The 21,233-nt window shown below is 69.8% G+C and carries 25 protein-coding genes and 1 pseudogene; 13 read left to right on the top strand and 13 right to left on the bottom strand.

Going from position 1 to position 21,233, the window contains the following annotated elements; translation table 11 throughout:
- Window positions 1–124: 124 nt before the first annotated feature.
- From ACX28W_RS42140 to ACX28W_RS42125, 4 genes are all read right to left on the bottom strand, one after another.
- On the bottom strand, window positions 125–1,336 hold the full coding sequence (locus ACX28W_RS42140; protein WP_459005413.1) for an SPFH domain-containing protein: 1,212 nt from the start codon (window positions 1,334–1,336) through the stop codon (window positions 125–127).
- Between the two features lie 11 nt (window positions 1,337–1,347).
- Window positions 1,348–1,599 (bottom strand): hypothetical protein, encoded by a 252-nt coding sequence (locus ACX28W_RS42135; RefSeq protein WP_459005412.1) that lies wholly within the window; start codon window positions 1,597–1,599, stop codon window positions 1,348–1,350.
- 67 nt (window positions 1,600–1,666) lie between these two features.
- The gene (locus ACX28W_RS42130; RefSeq protein ID WP_459005411.1) at window positions 1,667–2,545 is read right to left on the bottom strand and encodes a hypothetical protein; all 879 of its coding nucleotides are present in this window, start codon (window positions 2,543–2,545) and stop codon (window positions 1,667–1,669) included.
- 165 nt (window positions 2,546–2,710) lie between these two features.
- Entirely contained in the window at window positions 2,711–2,842 is a 132-nt protein-coding gene (locus tag ACX28W_RS42125; protein WP_459005410.1) for a chaplin, read from the bottom strand.
- 300 nt (window positions 2,843–3,142) lie between these two features.
- On the opposite strand from ACX28W_RS42125, the gene ACX28W_RS42120 reads away from it, so the two are divergent.
- The 5 genes and pseudogenes from ACX28W_RS42120 (at window position 3,143) to ACX28W_RS42100 (ending at window position 6,367) form a co-directional block, all read left to right on the top strand.
- Window positions 3,143–3,349 carry a hypothetical protein gene (locus ACX28W_RS42120; RefSeq protein WP_459005409.1) on the top strand — a complete coding sequence of 69 codons (207 nt, stop codon included), beginning with the start codon at window positions 3,143–3,145 and terminating at the stop codon, window positions 3,347–3,349.
- Between the two features lie 270 nt (window positions 3,350–3,619).
- Window positions 3,620–4,162 carry a hypothetical protein gene (locus ACX28W_RS42115; RefSeq protein WP_459005407.1) on the top strand — a complete coding sequence of 181 codons (543 nt, stop codon included), beginning with the start codon at window positions 3,620–3,622 and terminating at the stop codon, window positions 4,160–4,162.
- A gap of 72 nt (window positions 4,163–4,234) precedes the next feature.
- Window positions 4,235–4,431, top strand: a pseudogene (locus ACX28W_RS42110) (acetyl-CoA C-acetyltransferase); the annotation flags it as partial.
- An 11-nt stretch (window positions 4,432–4,442) separates the two neighbouring features.
- Window positions 4,443–5,591 carry an acyl-CoA dehydrogenase family protein gene (locus ACX28W_RS42105; protein WP_459005406.1) on the top strand — a complete coding sequence of 383 codons (1,149 nt, stop codon included), beginning with the start codon at window positions 4,443–4,445 and terminating at the stop codon, window positions 5,589–5,591.
- A gap of 5 nt (window positions 5,592–5,596) precedes the next feature.
- Window positions 5,597–6,367 (top strand): SDR family NAD(P)-dependent oxidoreductase, encoded by a 771-nt coding sequence (locus tag ACX28W_RS42100; RefSeq protein WP_459005405.1) that lies wholly within the window; start codon window positions 5,597–5,599, stop codon window positions 6,365–6,367.
- Here the strand turns inward: ACX28W_RS42100 and ACX28W_RS42095 are convergent.
- The 4 genes from ACX28W_RS42095 to ACX28W_RS42080 form a co-directional block, all read right to left on the bottom strand.
- Window positions 6,364–7,272, bottom strand: a complete 909-nt coding sequence (locus tag ACX28W_RS42095) for an amidohydrolase family protein (protein ID WP_459005404.1) — start codon at window positions 7,270–7,272, stop codon at window positions 6,364–6,366. The two genes, ACX28W_RS42100 and ACX28W_RS42095, sit on opposite strands and share 4 nt — an antisense overlap.
- Before the next feature lie 131 nt (window positions 7,273–7,403).
- Window positions 7,404–8,195: an enoyl-CoA hydratase gene (locus ACX28W_RS42090; protein WP_459005403.1), complete on the bottom strand. Its 792-nt coding sequence runs from the start codon at window positions 8,193–8,195 to the stop codon at window positions 7,404–7,406.
- 28 nt (window positions 8,196–8,223) lie between these two features.
- Window positions 8,224–9,402: an acyl-CoA dehydrogenase family protein gene (locus ACX28W_RS42085; RefSeq protein WP_459005416.1), complete on the bottom strand. Its 1,179-nt coding sequence runs from the start codon at window positions 9,400–9,402 to the stop codon at window positions 8,224–8,226.
- 117 nt (window positions 9,403–9,519) lie between these two features.
- A complete protein-coding gene (locus tag ACX28W_RS42080) occupies window positions 9,520–10,797 on the bottom strand; it encodes an acyl-CoA dehydrogenase family protein (protein WP_459005402.1) in 1,278 nt (425 codons plus the stop codon).
- A 308-nt stretch (window positions 10,798–11,105) separates the two neighbouring features.
- Here ACX28W_RS42080 and ACX28W_RS42075 point away from each other — a divergent pair, with 308 nt between their 5' ends.
- A complete protein-coding gene (locus ACX28W_RS42075) occupies window positions 11,106–11,786 on the top strand; it encodes a TetR/AcrR family transcriptional regulator (RefSeq protein ID WP_459005401.1) in 681 nt (226 codons plus the stop codon).
- A 210-nt stretch (window positions 11,787–11,996) separates the two neighbouring features.
- On the opposite strand, the gene ACX28W_RS42070 is transcribed toward ACX28W_RS42075, so the two are convergent.
- The 3 genes from ACX28W_RS42070 to ACX28W_RS42060 form a co-directional block, all read right to left on the bottom strand.
- On the bottom strand, window positions 11,997–12,515 hold the full coding sequence (locus tag ACX28W_RS42070) for a hypothetical protein (RefSeq protein ID WP_459005400.1): 519 nt from the start codon (window positions 12,513–12,515) through the stop codon (window positions 11,997–11,999).
- A 181-nt stretch (window positions 12,516–12,696) separates the two neighbouring features.
- Entirely contained in the window at window positions 12,697–13,281 is a 585-nt protein-coding gene (locus ACX28W_RS42065) for a DUF6624 domain-containing protein (protein ID WP_459005399.1), read from the bottom strand.
- Window positions 13,278–13,811, bottom strand: a complete 534-nt coding sequence (locus ACX28W_RS42060) for an ATP-binding protein (protein ID WP_459005398.1) — start codon at window positions 13,809–13,811, stop codon at window positions 13,278–13,280. The genes ACX28W_RS42065 and ACX28W_RS42060 overlap by 4 nt, the downstream gene beginning before the upstream one ends.
- A gap of 152 nt (window positions 13,812–13,963) precedes the next feature.
- Here ACX28W_RS42060 and ACX28W_RS42055 point away from each other — a divergent pair, with 152 nt between their 5' ends.
- On the top strand, window positions 13,964–14,776 hold the full coding sequence (locus tag ACX28W_RS42055) for an SDR family NAD(P)-dependent oxidoreductase (protein WP_459005415.1): 813 nt from the start codon (window positions 13,964–13,966) through the stop codon (window positions 14,774–14,776).
- 143 nt (window positions 14,777–14,919) lie between these two features.
- Here the strand turns inward: ACX28W_RS42055 and ACX28W_RS42050 are convergent, their stop codons facing one another.
- Entirely contained in the window at window positions 14,920–16,332 is a 1,413-nt protein-coding gene (locus ACX28W_RS42050; RefSeq protein WP_459005397.1) for a hypothetical protein, read from the bottom strand.
- 293 nt (window positions 16,333–16,625) lie between these two features.
- On the opposite strand from ACX28W_RS42050, the gene ACX28W_RS42045 reads away from it, so the two are divergent.
- The 4 genes from ACX28W_RS42045 (at window position 16,626) to ACX28W_RS42030 (ending at window position 19,264) form a co-directional block, all read left to right on the top strand.
- Window positions 16,626–17,447, top strand: coding sequence for a helix-turn-helix domain-containing protein (locus tag ACX28W_RS42045; RefSeq protein ID WP_459005414.1), 822 nt, complete (start codon window positions 16,626–16,628; stop codon window positions 17,445–17,447).
- Window positions 17,448–17,450: 3 nt separating this feature from the next.
- Window positions 17,451–17,696: a DUF397 domain-containing protein gene (locus ACX28W_RS42040; RefSeq protein WP_459005396.1), complete on the top strand. Its 246-nt coding sequence runs from the start codon at window positions 17,451–17,453 to the stop codon at window positions 17,694–17,696.
- Between the two features lie 226 nt (window positions 17,697–17,922).
- Entirely contained in the window at window positions 17,923–18,393 is a 471-nt protein-coding gene (locus ACX28W_RS42035) for a hypothetical protein (RefSeq protein ID WP_459005395.1), read from the top strand.
- Between the two features lie 61 nt (window positions 18,394–18,454).
- Window positions 18,455–19,264 (top strand): SAM-dependent methyltransferase, encoded by an 810-nt coding sequence (locus tag ACX28W_RS42030; RefSeq protein WP_459005394.1) that lies wholly within the window; start codon window positions 18,455–18,457, stop codon window positions 19,262–19,264.
- A gap of 124 nt (window positions 19,265–19,388) precedes the next feature.
- On the opposite strand, the gene ACX28W_RS42025 is transcribed toward ACX28W_RS42030, so the two are convergent.
- Window positions 19,389–19,904, bottom strand: coding sequence for a pep a2 (locus ACX28W_RS42025; RefSeq protein WP_459005393.1), 516 nt, complete (start codon window positions 19,902–19,904; stop codon window positions 19,389–19,391).
- A gap of 306 nt (window positions 19,905–20,210) precedes the next feature.
- Between ACX28W_RS42025 and ACX28W_RS42020 the strand changes: the two genes are divergently transcribed.
- On the top strand, window positions 20,211–20,456 hold the full coding sequence (locus ACX28W_RS42020; RefSeq protein ID WP_459005392.1) for a DUF5133 domain-containing protein: 246 nt from the start codon (window positions 20,211–20,213) through the stop codon (window positions 20,454–20,456).
- A 76-nt stretch (window positions 20,457–20,532) separates the two neighbouring features.
- On the top strand, window positions 20,533–21,233 hold a 701-nt coding region (locus ACX28W_RS42015; protein ID WP_459005391.1), incomplete at its 3' end, for a maltotransferase domain-containing protein.

Genomic DNA, 21,233 nt, shown 5'->3' with positions numbered 1-21,233 from the left:
GAACAGGGGGGACCCCCATCGCGTCGACGCCCTCCTCCGCCTTGCAGCTCGACGCACCAGACCCCGCTCACCTGCGCCGACAAGGCACCGCTGCTTCCCTCCGACCTGATCCGCCGGACAGGCCCTAGTCCGCGTCGGACGACCCGCCCTCCGTCCTGCCCTTCTCGGCCTCGGCCTCGGCGCCCCTCTCCGGCTTGCGGCGGTAGTCCTGGAGTTCCAGCAGTCCGTCCGCCTTCTCGGCGCGGCCGTCGGAGTTCTGGCCGTTCAGATTCTGGCGGACCGAGTCCAGGATCGTCAGGCCCTGCGCGACCAGGCCGGCGGCGATCTCTCCGAGGCCGTCCGCGCCGTTCAGGACGTTGACGTTGGCGCCGGCGAGACCGCCCGCGGCCTCCTTCACGATCAGCGGGAGCTGGTCGATCAGCATCCGGTCGAGCGCGACGCGGTCGTACGAGGCGGCGGCCTCGGCCTGGATCTTCATCCGCTCCGCCTCTGCGATGGCGAGCACCTTGATCCGCTCGGCCTCCGCCTCGGCGGGCTTGACGATCTCGGCCACCAGCTGCTGCTGGCGCAACTGGGCCGCGCGCTGGGCCAGTTCGGTCTGCGCGGCAAGCACCTCCTGCTGCGCGTGGGCCTGGGCCAGCGGCCCGGCCTGGGCGGCCTTCGCCTGCGCGCGGTCCACCTCGGCCGAGTACTCCGCCTTCACGATCGCGGTCTGCCGGGCGTATTCGGCCTGGTTGCGCGCCGCCACCTGCTCCGCCTCGACGGAGGCCTGGGTGGCCTGGGCCTGCGCGATCTGGGCCTGCCGCTGGATGGCCGCCTTGTGCGGTGCGGACATGGCGTCGATATAGCCGGTGTCGCCGTCGTCGATCGACTGGATCTGCAACGCGTCCACGGTCAGGCCGATCTTCGCCATCTCGGTCTTCGAGGTGTCCAGGACCTCCGCGGCGAGTTTCTGCCGTTCGGTGACGATCTCCTCGACGGTCATCGAGCCGATGATGGCGCGCAGATGGCCGGCGAAGATCCGGCCGGTCAGCACCGACATCTGGTCCTGGTCGGAGAGGAAACGCTGCCCCGCGTTGATGATGCTCTCGGTGTCGTTGCCGACCTTGAACGCGATGACGGCGCGGACATGCACCGAGATGCCCTGCCGGGTGACACAGGTCTCGGTGACCTCGGACTCGCACATCGACAGGGTGAGAAAGCGGGTCTTGCGGAAGATGGGGAGCACGAACTTGCCGTGCCCCGTCACCACGCGGAACGGCGCGCCCCCCAGCCCCCGCCGCCCTCCGGAGATCAGCATCGCCTGGTCGGGCGCGGGCACGCGGTAACCGAACATCGTTCTCCTCCTCAGCCTGCGTCGGCGGGCTCGCCGCCCAACGCGTCCAGCGGATCGGCCCAGTGGATGACGTCGACCTCACGGCGTCCGCGGGACTCGATCACGAGCACGGTGGCCCCCCTCGGCAGGGGCTCCGGCGACCAGGCGAGGAAGGTCTCGGATCCGCCTCTGACACGCACGAGGATCTCGCCTGGACCGGCGGATCCCCGTGTGCCGATGAGTAGTTCCCCCGTACAGCCGATCACGGCATCGTCCGCCACCACAGCCGGCCGCCCCCCATCGCTCGGGTGTGCTTCCGACCTTAGACCCTGCCCCGGCGGACGCCTATGCTCAACTTCTGGTGAACCGGTAGGTCTTGCTGTCGGTCAGGACGCAGAAGCCGGGCGACACGACGATCACGCGCAGGGTTCCGGTGCGTCGGTCGTAGTCGATTCCCTCCGCCTCGAAGGTGCCCGAACACGAGCTGCGCAACGGGAGTTGCCGAAGAGCCGTGACATGACCGGACACGTCGGCGGTGCCGCCCGGCTCGGCCGACAGATCGATCTGCAACAGCGGCTTGGTGACGCCGAAGAGCGTGCCCGCCGGGTCGTCGGACGAGCACAGCAGCTGCGTCGCGGTCACGAAGTCGCAGCCCTGTACGTCCCGTACGGCGTGGTCGAGGTGGATGGTGGAGGCCTGCGGGAGGTTCGCCGAGGGGGAGGTGCTCGGGTTCACGCCGGGGGTCGGGAACACCAGCAGCCGGTTCATCGTGCCCCACTCGCCGGACACCATCCACGCGCCGCTCGGTGAGACGGTCACGAAGGAGTTGTTCAGCGCCTCCCCCGCGCTCAGCGCGTGGACGTACTCCGACCAACCGCCGCCCGGCGCCTGCACCCGGAACATCTTGGAGCCGTTCGAGTCGCTCTGGTACGGCTCGATGTAGTAGCCGTTGTACGAGGCGTCCGGGTCGCCGACATGGTTCCAGCCGCGGCTGCTGACGCTGAGGGGGATCGTGCCGATTCCGGTGTAGCGGTTGGCGCTTGCCGCCGGGACCTCGACCGAGGTCAGGCCCTGGCTCTCGGTCAGCGGATCGGCGCGGTCGGAGCCCACCTCGCTCCAGGTGTCGGCGGCCGCGGCGGGGGTGGTGGAGACGGTCAGGACGGCGGCCGTGGCGAGCGTGACGAGACCGGCCAGGACGGCGTGACAACGTTGCCGGGCGGGCGTGCGCATGAGGTCTGCTCCTTGGTGGGGGGCGCGGGTTCGGCGCACCGTCTGGCCGGTGTAGGTAGTCATGTACAGACCAATGGATGGACGTCCGCCGTCAGCTCGACGTCTGAAGGACGACAACAAAAAGTGGTGCCGGGCAGGACCACCTGCCTGGCACCACTCACCACGTCAGTCGTTCACACAGACATTCCCGACCGCCTGGTTCAGCAGGCCCACCACGTTGACGGTGTTGCCGCACAGTTTGAGGTCGAGGTCGATGGGAATCTGGACGTTGCCGGACAGGACGCCGGGACTACCCACCGGCGACCCCGACGGGGTCGGGGTCTGCGGTGGCGGTCCCGGCGGTGGCCGGCAGGGCCACGCCGGCCGGCCCGGCGGCGGCCATCAGACGAATACAGATGGCAAGCTCCGATCGGTCGCAGGGGTGCGAGTCCCTGCGCCATCGCCGCCCGGGCAGACGACCGACTTCGTTGTACGCCCGAACGGGGCCCCTCGCGCCGAGGGAGCCTCCCTGAGCTGCGGCTGTGCACGAGGCGCGTCGCGCGGGGTGTGCGGAATGCCCGTAGCGTGAGAACAGATCAGGTGGAACAGGGAGAGATCATGTCAACCAGCCAACCCGATTCGACCGCACCGTCCGACGACAGGACGACCCCCGACGCGCTGCTGCACACCGGCTCCGGCGGCGACGTGACCGCCGAGGACCTGGTGCTCGTCACAGGTCGCGACATCACACCGAAGAGTCTGGCCTGGGCCGAGCGCAAGCTGGCCGAGGAGGGACCCGCGGCGATGGACAAGCTGCTCCCCTAGAACAGACCCCTGGCTCGACCGACCCCGAAGCGCCGGAGCCGGTCGAGGACCCCGCGCGCCGGGGCGCCGGCTCAGCGGGCAGGGAGTTGGTGTGCCTTTTCCAGGCCGGGTCGGACTCCCGCGGGCAGCCGCCGTGGGGGGCCGACCCCCGTCCCGCAGGGCCGAGACCGAACCGGACACCGGGCCTCCACGATGACCTCGGCTCGGCGGAGTTCCATGAATCCCGCGCCGCCTCGCTGCTCCCCGTATGCTCCTGCGACACTGAACGACATGGAGCCCCGACACCTGAGAATCGGTCGCCGTCGCATATGGATGCTCAGCGGAGCCTGCTTCCTCGTGCTCGGCCCGATCGGCTACTTCGTGGGCGGCTGGATTCCTGTCGCGGCACTGACCGTCGCCCTCCTCGCGGCGACGTCGTTCTCGCACTGGAAGGCCACCTCCTGGCTCGCGCCCGCCGTCGCGACGGGACAGCGTGAGAGCCGCCGGGACGTGGCCACCTTCTGCGTGGTCATAGCGGTCAGCGGCTACGCCCAACCACCCGCGCGGCCCGCGCCCTCCGCCCAGGACCTGGCGGCGCTCCGTCTGGAGGCGTACCGGGCCGCGGCGGACGACGATCTGTCCGAGGACCTCCGGGGCCTGGCGGCCGACGCGCTGGCGGACGCCGACGCCGCGTACGCCGAGGACACCCCGGTGGCCTGGCGAGCGGCACGCGCGGGCGCGGAGCGCCTGGCGCACGCCGCGCAGGAGGGCAATCCCTACGTACGGCAGCTCCTCATCCAGTGGGTCGACGGCAACCCGGCCGCCGACCACTAGGAGCGATCCCAGATCCCCGAGGCACCCCGGTCGTCGTCCTGAGGCCTTGGGTTTCCGTACGGTCTGACCTTTGACACGGGTGCCGACCCGGCGCTGCTCAATCCGCTGGGCGCGCCATCGCGCTCGGCCATCCGCTCGGGGCGTCGGGCGCGGTGCTGATGACCCGGATGGTCCACCACATGCGGGAGCACGGGATTCGCTACGGCCTGCAGACCATGTGCGAGGGCGGCGGCACCGCCAATGCCACCCTCGTCGAACTCATGCCCTGACGGAGGCAGTTGTGCGCCGTGAGCTCTTCACCCCTGACCACGAGGCCTTCCGGCGGCTCATACGGGACTTCGTGGCGAACGAGGTCGTCCCGCACTACGCCGCGTGGGAGGAGACCGGGCGGCTGCCCCGCGAGCTCTTCGAACAGCTCGGCTCCCTCGGGCTGTTGGGCATGGCCGTCCCCGAGGAGTACGGCGGCGCCGGTCTCGACGACTACCGCTACAACGTCGTACTGCAGGAGGAGGCCGCACGCGCGCTGGTCACCCTGGGCACCGTACGCACCCAACTCGATGTCGTCCTCCCGTACTTCCTCGCCTACGCCGACCAGGAGCAGCGCGCGCGCTGGTTCCCCGGTCTCGCGGCCGGAAAGCTGCTGACCGCGATCGCCATGACCGAACCGGGCACCGGTTCCGATCTCGCGGGGATCCGCACCACCGCCGTACGCGACGGGGAGGAGTACGTCCTCAACGGGGTCAAGACGTTCATCACCGGCGGGCTCCTCGCCGACCTGGTGATCGTGGTGGCGCGTACGTCGACCGATCCCGACGACCGGCGGGCGGGCCTCACCCTGCTGGTCGTCGAGGACGGTATGCCCGGGTTCGCCCGCGGGCGGGTCCTGAACAAGATGGGCATCAAGGTGCAGGACACCGTCGAGCTGTCCTTCGACGACGTGCGGGTCCCGGTCACCAACCGGCTCGGCGAGGAGGGCGCGGCCTTCGGCTATCTCGGCCACAACCTTCCCCAGGAGCGGATGACGGTCGCGGTCGGCTCGGTCGCCCAGGCGAGGGCGGCACTGGACACGACGCTCGCCTACGTCAAGGAGCGGCAGGTGTTCGGAACGCCGGTCGCCTCCTTCCAGAACACGAAGTTCGAACTCGCCGCGGTGGCCGCCGAGATCGAGGCCGCGCAGACGATGCTCGACCGGGCGGTGCGCGAACTCGTCGACGGCGAGCTGTCCGGCGCCGACGCGGCGAAGGTCAAGCTGTTCTGCACGGAGATGCAGGCGCGGGCCGTGGATCGGTGTCTGCAACTGTTCGGGGGGTACGGCTACATCCTGGAGTACCCCATCGCCCGGCTGTACGCGGATGCGCGCATCACCCGCATCTACGCCGGCACCAGTGAGGTCATGAAGGTCATCATCGCCGAATCCCTGGGACTGTGAACGCCATGGCTGATTTCTCCGGCAGGACCGGTGTCGCCTTCGTCGCGGGCGGCACCGGAGGCATCGGCGCGGCCGTCGTGCGGACGCTGGCCGAGCGTGACAGCGACGTGGCGTTCACGTACCGCGCCAGCCAGGCCGGAGCCGACGCGCTCGCCACCGAGGTGAAGGAACTTGGTCGCCAAGTCCTCGCGCTACGGCTCGACTTGAGTGACGAGGCCGCCACGGCCCGGGCCGTCGCCGAGGCGGCCGACGCGTTCGGCGGCCTGCACACGCTCGTGTACGCGGCGGGCCCGCACGTACCGATGAAGCATCTGAGCAAGGTGACGCCGAGCCAATACCGTGCCCAACTCGACGCGGACGCGGTGGCGTTCTTCAACCTGGTCCACCCCGCGCTGCCGCGCCTGCGGGAGAGCCGGGGCACCATCGTCGCCGTCACCACCGTGGCCACCCGCAGGTTCCCGGTGCGCGACGGGCTGTCGTCGGGCACGAAGGGGGCGATCGAGGCGGTCGCCCGTGCCCTCGCCGCCGAGGAGGGGCGGTACGGCGTCCGGGTCAACTGCGTCGGCCCGGGCATGCTCACCGACGGCATCGCCGCCCGCCTGATCAGCTCCGGTGAACTCGACGATGCGGCCCTGGAGATCACCCGGCGCAACATTCCGCTACGGCGCTTCGGCACGGCGACGGACATCGCGGAAGCGGTCGCGTTCCTGGCCTCGGACCGGGCCGGTTTCATCACCGGGCAGGCGTTGGGCGTGGACGGCGGGTACAGCGTCTAGGGGTGTTCCGGTGTGACCGGGTGTCCGCCGACGAAGGTGGCGCGTACGACGTCCGCGGTCAGCAGGTCGAGGGCTTCGCGCAGGGGTACGTGGAGCAGGCACAGGTCGGCGGGCGAGCCGACCGTCAATCTCCGTGCCCGGCCGGGGAATCGGGGTTCACCTGTGAACAGGTCCAGCGCGGCTCTCCGTGCCACCGCCTCCCCGTCCGCCCGCTCGACGGCCGCCCGCATGACCGCCCAGGGATCGGCGGTCCCGAACGGCGCGTCGGTACCTGCGGCGAGCGGGATCCCCGCCGCGGCCAGGGACCGACAGCGGTACAGGTGTGCCTGGTCGCCGGCGTCCACGTCCGTCGCGTACGCACGCCCCCGCTCCACGGGAAAGTGCGGCTGCGTCACGACCGTCACCCCCAGCCGCCGCAGCCAGGGGATCGTCTCGGCCGGGATCACGGACCCGTGCTCGATCCGGTCGCCCTCGACCGCCCCGGCCTCGTCCAGGGCGAGCAGCGTCACGAGCAACTGCACCCGGGTCACGCAGTGCACGGCCACCGGCCGGGGCCGCGCCGCCGCCACGGACGCCGCGAGCTCGTCCGGCGTCGGGAGGGTCGCGTCGTCGAGGAGCAGCTTCACCGGGGCGTCGTCGGCCCCCATCACGAGGAGCCGCTGCGGCAGTACCGACAGCATCTCGGCCAGCCCCTCCCCCGGATGCGGATCGGCGTTGGTGAACCCGGTGATGCCGTACGCCGCCGCCCGCAGCCCCACGCTCCGCAGATCCAGCCGTACGGGCGGCACAGCCCCTCTGAGTCGCTCGTCCTGTCTCCAGAAGCGTCCGTCGCCGTCCAACCCGGCCGCCCGCAGGGCCGCGCTGTTCCACACCCACAGCGCCCCGCTCCGATGCTGGACCCGCACCGGCCGATCGGGCGCGAAGACCGACGTCCGGTTCGTGATGAAGGGAGGGAAGGTCTTCCGTCACGAGCGCGGCTGAGGAGGGGCTCACTTGAGGGGCGGGGCACAGTTTCCGCCCCTCAAGTGAGCCGCGTTCACTGCGCCTTGATGCGCTCCTTCATCTCCTCCAGCCGGGTGAGGATCGGATACCCGCCCACGCTCAGCGCGTTCCCGTGCCCGGTCTGGTGGATGTCGAACACCGACTGGACGGCCGCGTAGAAGCCCTGCACGTCCAGGGTCTGGTTCACGGCCCGCTTGGCCTGGCGCAGCGCGAAGGGGTGCATACGGGCGATCAGCCCGGCCAACTCCATGGTGGCCGAGCCCAGTTCGTCGAGCGGCACGACACGGTTGACCATGCCGACCTGCTCCGCCTCCGCGGCGGTGACGGCCCGCCCGGTGAACAGGATCTCCTTCGCCTTGCGCGGACCGAGCTCCCAGGTGTGGCCGTGATATTCCACTCCAACGATCCCCATGTGCACCACCGGGTCGGAGAACTCCGCGTTCTGCGCCGCCACGATCAGATCGCAGGGCCACAACAGCATGAGCCCGCCCGCGATGCACTTGCCCTGCACCGCGGCGATCGACGGCTTGGGCACATTGCGCCAGCGCAGGGTGTACTCCAGATACCGGCGCGCCTCGGCCGTGTAGATCCACTCCAGGGTGATCTCCTTCGGAGCCGGCCAGCGGTCCTTCAGGTCGCGCCCGGCCGAGAAGTGCCGCCCGTTGCCCCGCAGCACTATGACGCGTACGTCGTCGTCGGCCGCGGCCCGGCTCCAGGCCGCGTCCAGGTCGTCGAGGAGCCCCATGGTCTGGGCGTTGGCGACCTCGGGCCGGTTGAGCGTGATGACCGCCACCCGGTCCTCGACCTCGTACAGAATCTGGTCCATCCGCGTCCTCCTCGGTTGTCTCGCGGGGTCATCTCGGCAGGCCGAGGATGCGCTCGGCGATGATGTTGCGCTGAATCTCGGAGGTACCGCCGGCGATCGTGCCCCCGAAGCTGCGCGCATACCGCTCGAACCAGCTGGAGATGAAGTTGTCGATGCTCATGTGGTTGCGCGGACCGGTCAGCCCGGGATGAGCCAGGCCCTCGGGCCCGCGTTCCTCCAGCGCGTGCAGACTCGCGTCCTGCACGGCCTCGGAGCCGAGGAGTTTGAGGACGGACAGCTCGGCCGGGTCCCGTGCGCCGCTGAGCTGGCGGTAGCCGAGCAGCCTGAGCGCCTGGGCGTCCATGAGCAGCGTCGCGTACCACTCCTGGTCGCTGGGCGCGTCCCTGATCAGATCGTCAAGACGCTCGGCGAAGCTCAGCCACAGCAGCGTCCGTTCGTGCCCCAGCGAGCCGTGCGCCACGGACCAGCCCTTGTTCAGGGGGCCGATGAGGTTTTCCTGCGGCACCCTGACGTCGGTGAAGAACACCTCGTTGAAGTCGAGGTCGTCGGGGGCGGCGAGGGACGCGAACGGCCTTCTCACCACGCCCTCGGTGTCGGTGGGGATGAGCAGCACGCTGATGCCCTTGTGCTTGGGCGCGTTCGGATCGGTGCGTACGAACGTCAGCAGCACGTCGGCGTCGTGCGCGCCGGAGGTCCACACCTTCTGCCCGTTGACCACAAAGTGTCCCCCACTCTCGGCTCCGCTCGAGCGGGCGGTGCCCCCATCGTCGAGGACCGCCCGGGTCCGCAGTCCGGCGAGGTCGGATCCGGCGCCCGGTTCGCTCATGCCGAGCGCCGCCGTGAGCTCCGCCCGCAGGAGGGGAACGGCCCACCGCCGTATCTGCTCCTCGGTCCCGAAGGTCAGGATGGAGGCCGCGACGATGCCGAGGCCCTGCGGGTTGAAGCTGTGGTAGATCCGCCGCCGCGACAGCTCTTCGAGGTGGGCGAGCTGCTGCGGCAGGGTGGCGTCGCGGCCGCCGTACTCGGGCGGGTTGCCGGGCAGCAGCCAGGCCGCGTCGAACAGCGTCCGCTGCCAGCGCCGCGCCCACGCCGGCACATCGGCACTCGACTGTGAGGTGGGGAGTGCCTGGGCCGGGCTGGGCAGATGGGCGTCGAGGAAGGCGGCGAACTCGGCGCGGAACTCTTCGACTTCGGAGCCGGAGTTCAGCTTCAGGCCAGCAACGCCCTTCTGTGTACGGCCGCGGTCCCCAGCAGCAGATCGCCGGCCTTGGCCCGCCCGGGGCGATGTCCTGAGCGTCCAGCCAGCGGGCGAGCGACTCGATGTTCACATGGTCTCCAGCTGCTTGCGGGCCCACTCCCGGCGAGCGGGCAGATGCTGTGTGGGCCACAGCCCGGGTGCGGCCTCGTAGCCGCGCAGGAGGTCCTTGGCCACCGTGATCTTGTGAACCTCCGTGGGTCCGTCGACGACCGACATGACGGCCGCGCCGCTCCACATGTCGCCGAACGGCATCTCGTTCGACACGCCCAGAGCGCCGTGCAGGTGCATGGAGCGGTAGACGATGTCGTGCAGCACCCTCGGCGTCAGGAACTTGATGGCGGCGATGTCCTTCCGGACCCGCTTGTAGTCCTGGTACTGGTCGATCTGCCAGGCCGTGTACAGCACGAAGAGACGGAACTGCTGGAGCTGCGCGTAGGAGTCGGCCAGGTCGGCCTGGACGAGCTGCTTGTCCGCGAGCCTGCTGCCCTGCGTCTCCCGCGAGAGGGCGCGCTCGGCCATCATGTCCAGCGCCTTCTGGCACTGCCCGACCACCCGCATGGCGTGGTGGACCCTGCCCCCGCCCAACCGGGTCTGCGCGATGGCGAACGCCTGGCCCTCGCCGCCGAGCAGCGCGTCGCCCGGGACGCGGACCCCGTCGTACTCGATCAGCGCGTGCATGCCGTCGTCGGGCGCCTCGCCCATCAGCCCAAGGTGCCGCTCCATCCGGATGCCCGGGGTGTCGCTGGGGATCAGGAACATCGACATGCCCTTGTACGGGCTGACGTCCGGGTCGGTCACCGCCATCACGATGACGAACTGGGAGGTGCGCGCGTTGGAGGAGAAGAACTTGCGGCCCGTGATGATCCACTCGTCCCCGTCCCGCTCGGCACGCGTGGTGAACATCTTCGGGTCGGCGCCGGCCTGTGGCTCGGTCATGGAGAAGCAGGAGAAGCACTCGCCTTCCAGCAGCGGCTGGAGATAGCGCTCCTTCTGCTCCTCGGTGCCGTAGCGGGCGATGATCTCCGCGTTGCCAGTGTCCGGCGCGGCGGTGCCGAAGATGACGGGGGCCCAACTCGACTCGCCGAGAATCTCGTTGATGAGCGCCAGCTTGAGCTGTCCGAAGCCGCGCCCGCCCAGCTCCGGACCGAGATGGGGTGCCCACAACCCCTGGTCGCGCACCTGCTGCTTGAGCGCCCTCACGACCGGGCCGGTCTCCTCGTCGAGGGGGTGGAAGGCCCGGTCGGGGTAGAGGAGGTCGAGCGGGTCCACACGCTGGGCGCGGAACCACCTGATCCACCCCAGTTTCTTCTCGAACTCCGGTTCGGTCGAAAAGTCCCATGCCATGTCAGACGATCCTCGTTTCGTGGTGTTCCACCGCGAGGACCCGTTCGCCCATCTCGGGGTCAGGGACACTCCCGGACTCGATCATGTGCGCGGCTCGATCGACGGGATGGCCCTGCCGCCGCTCTCGATGCCCGCGATCGCGTCGGGACGCCGCCCTCGCCTGCCATCCCAGATGCAGTTGCCATCCCAGACGCATGCGGCGAGAATAACATTCTCGGTGAACGCAAGTAAGAGTCTCGTAACCTGCGGTGCGCGATTCGGTAGGGCGCGGCAAGTTATTACCGCTGAAGTGGAGTATCGTTCTGCAAGTGACGGCAGTCCCCGAAGAACCAGCGTGGCGCCAGCGCGCCGTAGAGCGATCCACCCGTGCCGCGAAGCTCCGCGCCGAGCAACGCGTGCAGCGCTTCCTGGACTCGGCACAGGAGCTCATCGCCGAGAAGGGAACCACGGACTTCACCGTCCAGGAGGTCGTCGACCGCTCGAAGCAATCCCTGCGCAGCTTCTACCAGCACTTCGACGGCAAGCACGAGCTGCTGTTGGCCCTGTTCGAGGACGCGCTCGCCACAAGCGCCATCGCGCTCCGGGAGGCGGCCGCCGCCGAGGGCGATCCGCTGCAGCGTCTGCGAGCAGCGGTCGAGACGTTCTACGAGCAGTCGCACCCGAGCCCCGGTGTCCAGCGCCCGCTGTTCAGCGACTTCGCCCTGCAGCTGCTGGTCAAGCACCCCGACCAGGTGGCGATGGCTCACATCCCCATCCTCACCGTGTTCACGGAACTCATCGCTGAGGCCGCCGAGGCGGGCCTCATCGCCACCGGGAAACCCCGTCGGCAGGCCGCCCTCGTCATGCAGACCATCATGTTCGCGGCCCAGGCCCACGGCGTGCCCGCCGAAAGTCACGCCCACCCGGTCACCTCGGAGGAGATCTGGGAGTTCTGCCTCGGCGGCATCTCTGGCGTTCCGGCCACCGCGGGGCGGTCCACCTCCGCCTAACCGCGGGCCGGTCCACCTCCGCCTAGCTGTATTGATCACGAGCGTTGGCGAACGACGGCGTCTTGATCACGGCGAAGGCCTCCGGCGTGGTGAAACTGTCCAGGAACACACCGCACGGAGACCTTCGTGTCCCACCGATCCGGTCCGGCCGGTGACAAGCGGACCGCATCGCATGGCCCTCACCGGACTGAAGGCATCACCCGCGGCGGGTCACGACCCCGCTTCCTTCCTCAGGAAGTTGCTCACCTGGCAGGCGAGACTGTCCCGGGCCGAGTCGGAGCGGGTCCCCGCGTCGACAGGGCCCTCGTCGAGGTCGACGCCACCCGCCCAGAGGTACCGGTCGGTCCACTCCTCGTCGACCTTCAGCTGGATCTGGATGTCCACCCCGGGCAGTGAGGCTTCCTGGCCCGCGGCATACAGGACCGCGGTGGCCCGGCGCAGCGGGTAGACGTCGTAGCCCTCGATGAACTGTGAGCTGCGCCAGTCCAGGAAGGCGCTCTCGCCGTCGGGACCCACACGGATGTCGATCTGACCGTCTTCGAGGTGAATGCCGAAGTACGTGCCGGAGCGATTCTCGACGGTCACGCGGCACCGGAAGTAGGTCAGCCCCTCGGCGGCGTCGTCGCGTCCCCGCGGCGGCTCCGCCCGCTCCACCCCGTGAACGCGGACGCGTAGGCCGGCATGCTCGTCGTACTCCTGCCAGTCTCCGACCACGTTCGGCTCGTGCACGGTCCACCTCTCCACCTCAGAGAGCTGTTTCCTATCTGTGCGCTCAACTGGGTGTCAAATGAGCGGAACATGCCGTGGCGAGGGATTTTCCCCGTTTTGATCGGCGATCAAGCCGTGCCCAGCCAGAACCCGTGTCCCCGCCGATCCAGGGACATTTCCCTGCGTGCTGCACATCACGTTCTCAGGCGCCGCGGCGCAGCGTCCGCATCTGTTCGTCGAGCGGGACCAGGCCGACGTCACGGCGCCGCTCGTCGATGGTCTCGGGCCGCCGGATCGGATACGGGCGGAAGGTCACAGGGTTGACCCGGGTGCCGTAGAACTGCGGCTGGCCCAGTTCGACGGCACAGTGGTCGGCGATGTAGGCGTGGTGCGGGGCGGGGCAGCGCCCGTCCGCCGTGGCCCGGGCGATCAGGTCGCGGCAGCTGAGCTGGAAGTCGAGGTCCGGGGCGTGCAGCAGGATCATGAGGGCCGCCGTCGAGGCGGGCGCGCCGACCAGATCGGCGGTCGGCCAGCCGTGCCGGTGGACGATCTTCTTGAGGGCTTCGGCGTTGGCCCGGCGGCACTCGGCGATGCCGCGCCGGCACTGCGGGGTGGTGTTCGTCTGCGCCCGCACCATCAGCTGCCGCTCTTCGTCCGCCCTGCGCGACAGCTCCCGGGCAAGCGCGGCCGCGAGTGCCGGGAGGACCTGCGCCGGTGTGCCGTCAGGCCCCGCGGGCCCCGCAGGCGCCTCGGCGCCGAGCGCCAGGTGTCCCGAGGAACCCGTCATGGCATGCCCTGAAGGGCCAGCGTGAACCACACCTTCTTGCCCGTGGTGCCGGGGTCGGGCGGGGCGATGCCCCAGTCGTCGGTCAGTGTGGCCACGATGGCCAGTCCGCGTCCGGACTCCTCGGTTCCGCCCGCCGTACGCGGTCGCGGCAGGGCGGGCGAGCGGTCGGCGACCGTCACGCGCAGCTCGTCCTCCGTGGTCTCCAGGGTGGCGGTGATCGTGTCGCCCGGGCCGGGGCTGCCGTGTTTGACCGCGTTGGTGAACAGTTCGTCCGTCGCGAGGACGGCGTTGTCAAGGTGCTCGGTGGGCAGCCGTAGCCGGGCGAGGTACTCGGCGACCATGGTCCGCACGCCCGCCGCACGTGACGGATGGGCAGGGACCGTGGTGCGCACCAGGCGGATGGGGTTCCTGGGCGGCACGGCGGCGTCACCGGGCCGGGCCCCGCCCCTGGGCACCTGGCCGTCTGCCGCGTGGTCGCCGTGCGACGGTGGAAACGACGGCCCGCGGCGATACGCCCTGGATGCCGTCATCGGTCCTCCTTCGTGTGCAGCGGGTGGGGGACGTGCTCGGTGGCTGCCCATGCAGCCAACACGTCCCGGAGGTGGGTGGACCAGGGGGCATCGGGGTTGTCCGGTTGCAGGCACGTAGTGGAGTGCGATGTATGTTCGATCACGTGAGGAACGTGAGCGGGAGCCGGACGGCGGTGCCCCCGAGGCCCTTCACCGGGTGGTCCGGTGTGCGCGGCAAGCGGGTGCTGGTCACCGGGGGAACACGCGGACTCGGCGAGCAGATCGTGCGGCTGCTCGCCGCCGAAGGGGCCCGGGTGGCGACCTGCGCGCGCACCGTACGGGACCTGGAGGGGGTGGCGGAGTCGCTGGACTTCCCGCTGTTCACCCAGGCACTCGATGTCACCGAGCCGGAGCGTCTGGAAAGCTTCGTCGCCGCCTCGGCGAAACGTTTCGGCGGCCTCGATGGGGTAGTGGCCTGCGCGGGCGGCTCTCGTGGTGGCCGCTTCGAGGAGGCGGACGCCGGCGACTGGGCAGCGACCTGGGAAGTGAACGTCGGCCATGCGACCCGGCTGGTCCGGGCCGCGGTGCCGCATCTGCGGGCGGCGGGCGGCGGATCGGTTGTGGTGATCTCGTCGATCTCCGGCTGGAAGCCGGGTGCGCCCGTCCAGTACGGGGTCGCGAAGTCCGCCCAGATCCACCTGGCCGCCTCGCTCGCCCGCGAGCTCGGGCCGGACGGGATCCGGGTGAACGCCGTCTCCCCCGGGTCGATGCTCATCCCGGGCAGGCGCTGGGACCGGATGCGCAGGGAGGAACCCGAGGCGTTCGCCGGATTCGTGGCGACGGAACTGCCGAGCGGGGAGCCGGTCGCACCGCAGGAGGTCGCCCGCGTGGTGGCGTTCCTGCTGTCGGACTGGTCGAGCGGTATCTCCGGAGCCCATCTGCCCGTCGACCGCGCCCAGAACGCGCCCTCGCCGGACGGGTACTGAACCGACGGCCGGCAAACCGACGGCCACCGAACCGACAGTCGGCAATCCGAAAGCTGGCAAACCGACAGCTGGCAAACCGACAGCTGCCCAACCGCCAGCCACCGAACCGCCGGCTGCTAAGACCCCAGGCGCCCCCGTCCCGGTCATGCCACCGCTCCCAGCACAGCCCGGGACCTGCGCTCGAACTGCTGCACCATGGGCTCGTGGCGACGGGGCTCCAGCCGCCTGCGGAAGTCACGCAGGGCCTGGATCGACCGTTCGCTGTGCACGGTGCTGAGGGTGTCGAGTGCCTCGGTGGCGGTGCCGACGGCCTCGTCGAGACGGTCCTGCTGGAGATGGGCGGTCGCCAGCACGGAGCGGCTGATGGCCTGGCGCCTGCGCCGGTCGGCGTTGGCGCTCAGCGACTCGCTCGCGGTGCGCTCCGCCTGCGCGGCGAGCCCGAGGTCACGGAAGCACAGGGCGGCTTCGGCCTGCAGATAGTGGTGGTCGAGGTAGCGCACCCAGACGGATTCCTGGGCGGCCCCCCGGCTCACGTCCAGCTGCTGTTCCGCCAGGCTCAGCGCCTCGGAGGCCTCCCCCGCGTGCCCCTGGGCGGCATGGCCCCGCGCCGACATGGCGTACAGGCGCATCAGTCCGAGCGGGCTGCCCGCCCCCTTCGCGGTGGCGACACCGGCCCGGGCGAGGGCCACCCCCTCGTCGGGACGGCCGAGATTGGTGGCCAGATGGGAAAGCCCGGCGAGGATCTGTCCGCCCAGCACCCGATCGCGGCCCTCCGCGCACAGGCGCAGCCCCTGAGTCATGTAGCGCTGCGCCAGTCCGTACTCCCCCGCGTCGTACGAGCTCCAGCCGGCCATCGCGGCCAGGCGCGCCGCGGCGGCGTACAGCTGGCGCTGCAACTGCGGCGGCATACCGCGGCGTTGCAGCATGGGCACGACCTCGGTGGCGAGATAGTGCACGATGCTGGTGCGCACCCCTCCGCCGCCGTAGTGGTTGTCCATCTGGTCGAACATGGCGATCATCGCGTGCACCTGCTCGACCGGTCCGCCGCTCGCCACCGGCGTCGGACGAAATCCGTCCTGGTGCTCCAACAGCCAGAGCAGCCACTCGCGTTGTGGATTCGTCAGCGCGGCGGCGACGAACGGGACCGAGCCGAGGAGGCTGCGGCGGGAAATATCGGTGGACCCCAGCTCGGCCAGGGTGTGAAGGGTTTCTGCCACATCTTCGCCATAGACGAGCGCCCTGCCCGCGACCGGGCGCTGCTGATCGGAGTGGAAGCCGAGATCCGCGGGTGACACGGCGCGGCCGAGCCGCTCGGACAGTACGGCGGCGATCAACTCCGGCGTGGCTCCCCGTGGTTGCTGGCCCTGGAGCCAGCGGGTGACCGACGCCTTGTCGTAGTTGGAGTCCACGCCCTGGCGGCGGCCCAGCTCGTTGACCCGCAGAGCGAGGGAGGCGTACGAGCAGCCGGCGTCCTTGAGCGCGGTCGCCAGCGCCGCGTTGGCCCCGGCGGGACCCCTGCCCGTGCTCCTTGATTGTCCCTCGGTCACGGTGGCCACCCAGATCTCGCATCACGGTCGCGTACGGCTGTGCCCGCACCTGCCGCGACATCAATTCCTGGTCGTTCGAGCACAGTTGCGCGCTCGTCGCACTGACTGTGCGACAGGTCACTCGATCACTATCCTCGCCGACAGGCTCAACACGCAACCAGCGTTCTGATAATTTCAGAACGATCCGCATCGCCCTGTCTCTGTCACCCACCGCATGGCACACTGCACGCTGTGACGGCCGTTCCGGGAGGTAGGACGTGAGCGACAACCGCTCTGGCGGCAGTGCGCCCACGGTCCTGCGGATGGTTCTCGGCAAGCGGTTACGACAGCTGCGGGAACAGGCCGGAGTGTCGTTCGAGGAGGCGGCACGGGCGATCGAGGTCACCCCTCTGACGGTGCGCCGGATCGAAAAGGCCGAGGTCGGCCTTCGTATCCCCTACGTAAGGGAGTTGCTGCACACCTACGGGGTCCCGGCGGCGGAGATCGACGACTTCCTCGCCCTGGCCAGGGAGGCCAACCAGCCCGGGTGGTGGTACAAGTACCGCGACGTACTGCCCGAGTGGTTCAGCGCCTACGTCAGCCTGGAGAGCGAAGCCAGCGTCATCCGTCTCTACGAACCCCACTACGTCCCCGGCCTGTTGCAGACGGACGACTACGTCGCCGCGCTGATGCGCGTCGGCTTCCCCAACGAGTCGAAGGAGGACATCGCCCGCCGCGTCGCCCTGCGGATCAAGCGCCAGGACCTGCTCGCCAAGCCGGACGCGCCCGCCATCTGGGCCATCCTGGACGAGACGGTGCTGCGTCGGCCGGTGGGCGGAGCCGAAGTGATGCGGGCCCAGATCGACCGGCTGCACGAGGTCCTGGACATGCCGAAGGTCACGATCCAGATCATGCGCTTCGGAGTGGGGGCACACCCCGGCGCCTTCGGCCCGTTCCACCACTTCCGCTTCGGCTTCTCCGAACTGCCCGACGTCATCTACACCGAAAGCCTCGCCGGCGCGGTCTATGTCGACCGGCCCGCCGACGTCGTCACCTATCTCGAAGTGCTGGACCGGATGTCCGTGCAGGCGGAGCCGGTCGCTCGGACCAGGGCCATCCTGGGTGAACTGCGTAAGGAGTTGTGATCCATGGGATCCAAGGGCCCCATCTACAGCGGTATGTCGGCCGTCGATCTGGGCACCGAGGGCTGGGAGAAGCCCTGGAGCGGCACCAACGGCGGGAGTTGCGTCGAGGCCAAGCGGCTGCCCGACGGCCAGGTGGCCTTCCGCCAGTCCACGGACCCGGACGGACCCGCGCTGGTCTACACCCGGGACGAGATGATCTCCTTCCTCGAAGGAGCCAAGGCCGGCCAGGCCGACTTCCTGATCGCCTGACCCCACGACCGCGCGAAACAACGGCGTGAAGGCCCCGCCACTACGGCCGCACAACCGGACAACCCGCACGCCCACTCCCGCCGTGCGGGTTGTCCCCCCACACTGGGGAAGTCTGTCGTCCTGGAGGGAGCGGTATGCGCACCGGTCCGTGTTCCGAGGTGACGCCGCCAGGCCGCCGAAGCTCCGAAGTGCTGGGTTCCGCGGTGCGGGGTCCCGGGGTGCGGGGATGATCCTCCACCAGGCCCTCACCCAGTGCCGGACACTGGTCGTCGAGGGACCCGACGGCATCAGCAGAAGCGGCCTGATCGCCGAACTGGTCCGCCACGGATTCACGATCCGGCGCTCGCACGGGCCTCTTCACCATCTGGACCCCACTCAGCCGTACCGCGAACTCCTCGCCGCACCAGGGCGGTTGGTTGTCGACGGCAGTCTCCTCCACGAGCTGGTCTACGGACCGCTGCGCCGCGGACGCTCCCGGGTCACCTGGATCCAGGCGCTCGACTTCGCGGAAGCGGTGGCGGAACGCGACGGCGCACTCCTCCAGGTGACGGGCGAGACGGACGACACCGAGGCCGTCCGCGCGTACGAGCGGGCACTGCGCACCCTGGCCCAGCACGTCCCCGTCGTCACCCTCGACGCGAAGGACCTCGGCCACCCGATCCGCGGCCCTGCCCACCCTCACCATCAACTCACGTAATTCAAAAACAAGTTGACGGTAGGTTATGAACCAACCACGTGACGCAGGCAGGAGACATTCCATGGCAGACGGCCGGCCCACCCCCGACCAAGAGGCGCTGTCCAAGATCGACACCACGGTGCCGCACTCCGCCCGCATCTGGAACTACTGGATGGGCGGGAAGGACAACTACGAGGTCGACCGGGTCGCGGGCGACGCCTACCGCGAGGTCGCGCCGAACATCGAGACGATGGCACGGGCCTCCCGCGACTATCTGATCCGGACCGTGACCTTGGTGGCCGGCGAGCTCGGCATCCGCCAGTTCCTGGACATCGGCACCGGCCTGCCCTCGTACGACAACACCCACCAGGTCGCCCAGCGGGTGGCACCCGAGTCACGGATCGTCTACGTCGACAACGATCCCCTGGTGCTCCGCCACGCCCAGGCGCTGCTCACCAGCACCCCCGACGGCGTCACCAACTACATCGACGCGGACCTGCACGAGCCCGAGAAGATCATCGAAGCGGCAAGCCGCATCCTGGACTTCGACCGGCCCGTCGCCCTGATGCTCATGGGCATCCTCGGCCACATCCAGGACTACGAGGAGGCCAAGTCGATCGTCCGCAGCCTCCAGGCCGCCCTGCCCCCCGGAAGTTACTTCGTGCACTACGACAGCACCGACACCGACGCCGCGCTCAAGCAGGCCCAGCAGGGCTACGACGACACCGGCGCCATCCCGTACGTGCTGCGCAGCCCCGAGCAGATCACCGCGTACTACGAGGGCCTCGAACTGATCGACCCCGGCATCGTGTCCTGCCCCCTGTGGCGCCCCGAGCCCGGCACCTCGCCCGAACCCACGGACGTCCACGGCGGCGTGGCCCTCAAACCGTGACGCCACGCGGCTGACCCACAGGACGCCGCCGACCTCGGCCAGAGTGACCGAGGTCGAGGTGTGCCGTCGTACGCCGCGACTGCCGCCCGGTGGAAGGGAAGGCCCCGTCCGGGCGCCTACGCGATCAACCTACGGCGATGGCGGCCACGGGGTCGTCGAGGGGAGCGGCGAGCGCCGCCACCGGCAGAGTCACCCGGCGAGGCGTCCTGCGCGCCTCCCGCAGGCTGGGCATGGGCCCGGTCGGGACCAGCGGAGCGCGCTCGGCCGCGCGGGCCCGCCACGAGAACCAGATGATCTTGCCACCGGCGCCCGTGGCGCAGCAGCCCCAGCCGTCGCTGAGTGCGGCTATCTGGGCCAGACAGCCCTGTGGTGCGTTGTGCGGGCGAAGGTCCTGGTCGTTGTCGGACACGGCGGTGATGAGATGCGAGCCGTTCCACCACATCTCGACGGTCGTGTTCTTGTCCGCCGCGTGCTCGTCGATCGTATGAAGCAGCACTTCGGCGCAGTGACAGACGGACTCGACCAGGGTCTCCAGGTTCCAGTAACGGAGGTGGGCGGCCAGAATGCGCCTGACCTGTCCTACCCGTTCCGGGCTGACCTCTACGTCGAGGTGGTAGTAGCAGGGCACTGCAGCTTTCATTGTCGTTGGCTCCTCACCGGCGAAGCTCCCCGCTTGCTCGCCCTCTTCGAACCGGGACCCGAACACGAAGCGTGAGCTCAGATCGCTCCTGAGTCATTCCAAGAGTGAGAGTGCTACTCCATTCGTGCAACACGAGAGCGGTCCCAGATGTAGTTGAAGACCCAACAAGACGCTCGGTTGCGACGCGGGCACCATGAGTGAGGGTGCCGCGCATGTAACGGGCCGGTTTCCCTCCGTGCACAGTCTGTCCGGCGCCGGCCGGTGGGAGCCGTGCGCAGCCGAGAGAGTGGGAAGGTGACCAGCGCCATGCTGCTGCCTGACAAAGCCGAGGTCGCCAGACATCTGGAGCAATACCGGGCCTGGGAACGCCTGCTGCTCGTGGCCCCCGCCGACCACGCGGTGCGGGACAACTTCGAGAGCACGGGATACACCCTGTGCGTGCTGATGGGGAAGCGGTGCGCGCGGGAGGCCGTGGACGCCGCCGAGCACTATCTGCGAGGCGGCGGTTCACCCGTTCGAGGAACGGACCCTTCGGCCGACAGGCACCCATGAGTCGGACATTTGTCGGGACATGCCAGCGCAGCTCTGAACCGTAGTCGGGAGCTCGAGGACGTCGGAGGCGAAATCCATGCACGCACACCCGGCCGACGGCCGTGACCCGATCAACCGCAGTGCGATCGGCCGCGTCCCGATCGTGGATGTCCGGCCGGTCGTCGAATGTGGCCGGCGCCCCGCGAAAGCGGTCAGTGGTGAGACCTTCCAGGTCACCGCCACCGTCTTCGGCGAGGGCCAGGACACGGTCGGCGCCAATGTCGTGCTGTGCGACCCGGGCGGCCGCCCCGGCCCCTGGACCCCGATGCGCGAACTGGCCCCGGGCACCGACCGCTGGGGCGCCGAGGTCACACCGGGAGCCGAAGGCCACTGGACATACCTGGTGGAGGCATGGAAAAACCCCTTGGCCGCCTGGCGCCACTCCGCCGAAATCAAGGTCCCGGCCGACATCGACGCAGGGCTGGTCCTGGAGGAGGGCGCCTCGCTGTACGAGCGCGCCGCGGCCGGCGTACCGGACCCGGCCGGCCAAGTGACGCTGCGGGCCGCGGCGAACGCCCTGCGCGACGACTCCCTGCCGCGGGCCGCCCGACTCGCGGCCGCGCTGACCCCGGAAGTGGACGCCGTTCTCGCGGAACGCCCGCTGCGTGAACAGGTCTCCCGCTCGCTGCCGTTGCCCCTGCTCGTGGAACGGGAACGGGCGCTGTACGGCGCGTGGTACGAGTTCTTCCCGCGCTCGGAGAGCGGACGGCTCGACCCGCCGGTCCACGGCACGTTCCG

The organism is Streptomyces sp. SD15, assembly GCF_054462255.1.
The sequence above is the reverse complement of the archived record's forward strand: the minus strand, read 5'-3'. Positions and strand labels throughout refer to the sequence as shown.

Excerpts from the sequence above, each read along its gene's own strand:
- ACX28W_RS42130 (WP_459005411.1), bottom strand. The coding sequence starts at position 2,545 with ATGCGCACGCCCGCCCGGCAACGTTGTCACGCCGTCCTGGCCGGTCTC.
- ACX28W_RS42060 (WP_459005398.1), bottom strand. The coding sequence starts at position 13,811 with ATGACGGCATCCAGGGCGTATCGCCGCGGGCCGTCGTTTCCACCGTCG.
- ACX28W_RS42035 (WP_459005395.1), top strand. The coding sequence starts at position 17,923 with ATGATCCTCCACCAGGCCCTCACCCAGTGCCGGACACTGGTCGTCGAG.
- ACX28W_RS42040 (WP_459005396.1), top strand. The coding sequence starts at position 17,451 with ATGGGATCCAAGGGCCCCATCTACAGCGGTATGTCGGCCGTCGATCTG.
- ACX28W_RS42115 (WP_459005407.1), top strand. The coding sequence starts at position 3,620 with ATGGAGCCCCGACACCTGAGAATCGGTCGCCGTCGCATATGGATGCTC.
- ACX28W_RS42120 (WP_459005409.1), top strand. The coding sequence starts at position 3,143 with ATGTCAACCAGCCAACCCGATTCGACCGCACCGTCCGACGACAGGACG.
- ACX28W_RS42065 (WP_459005399.1), bottom strand. The coding sequence starts at position 13,281 with ATGACGGGTTCCTCGGGACACCTGGCGCTCGGCGCCGAGGCGCCTGCG.
- ACX28W_RS42140 (WP_459005413.1), bottom strand. The coding sequence starts at position 1,336 with ATGTTCGGTTACCGCGTGCCCGCGCCCGACCAGGCGATGCTGATCTCC.
- ACX28W_RS42045 (WP_459005414.1), top strand. The coding sequence starts at position 16,626 with ATGGTTCTCGGCAAGCGGTTACGACAGCTGCGGGAACAGGCCGGAGTG.
- ACX28W_RS42030 (WP_459005394.1), top strand. The coding sequence starts at position 18,455 with ATGGCAGACGGCCGGCCCACCCCCGACCAAGAGGCGCTGTCCAAGATC.
- ACX28W_RS42020 (WP_459005392.1), top strand. The coding sequence starts at position 20,211 with ATGCTGCTGCCTGACAAAGCCGAGGTCGCCAGACATCTGGAGCAATAC.
- ACX28W_RS42090 (WP_459005403.1), bottom strand. The coding sequence starts at position 8,195 with ATGGACCAGATTCTGTACGAGGTCGAGGACCGGGTGGCGGTCATCACG.
- ACX28W_RS42080 (WP_459005402.1), bottom strand. The coding sequence starts at position 10,797 with ATGGCATGGGACTTTTCGACCGAACCGGAGTTCGAGAAGAAACTGGGG.
- ACX28W_RS42025 (WP_459005393.1), bottom strand. The coding sequence starts at position 19,904 with ATGAAAGCTGCAGTGCCCTGCTACTACCACCTCGACGTAGAGGTCAGC.
- ACX28W_RS42100 (WP_459005405.1), top strand. The coding sequence starts at position 5,597 with ATGGCTGATTTCTCCGGCAGGACCGGTGTCGCCTTCGTCGCGGGCGGC.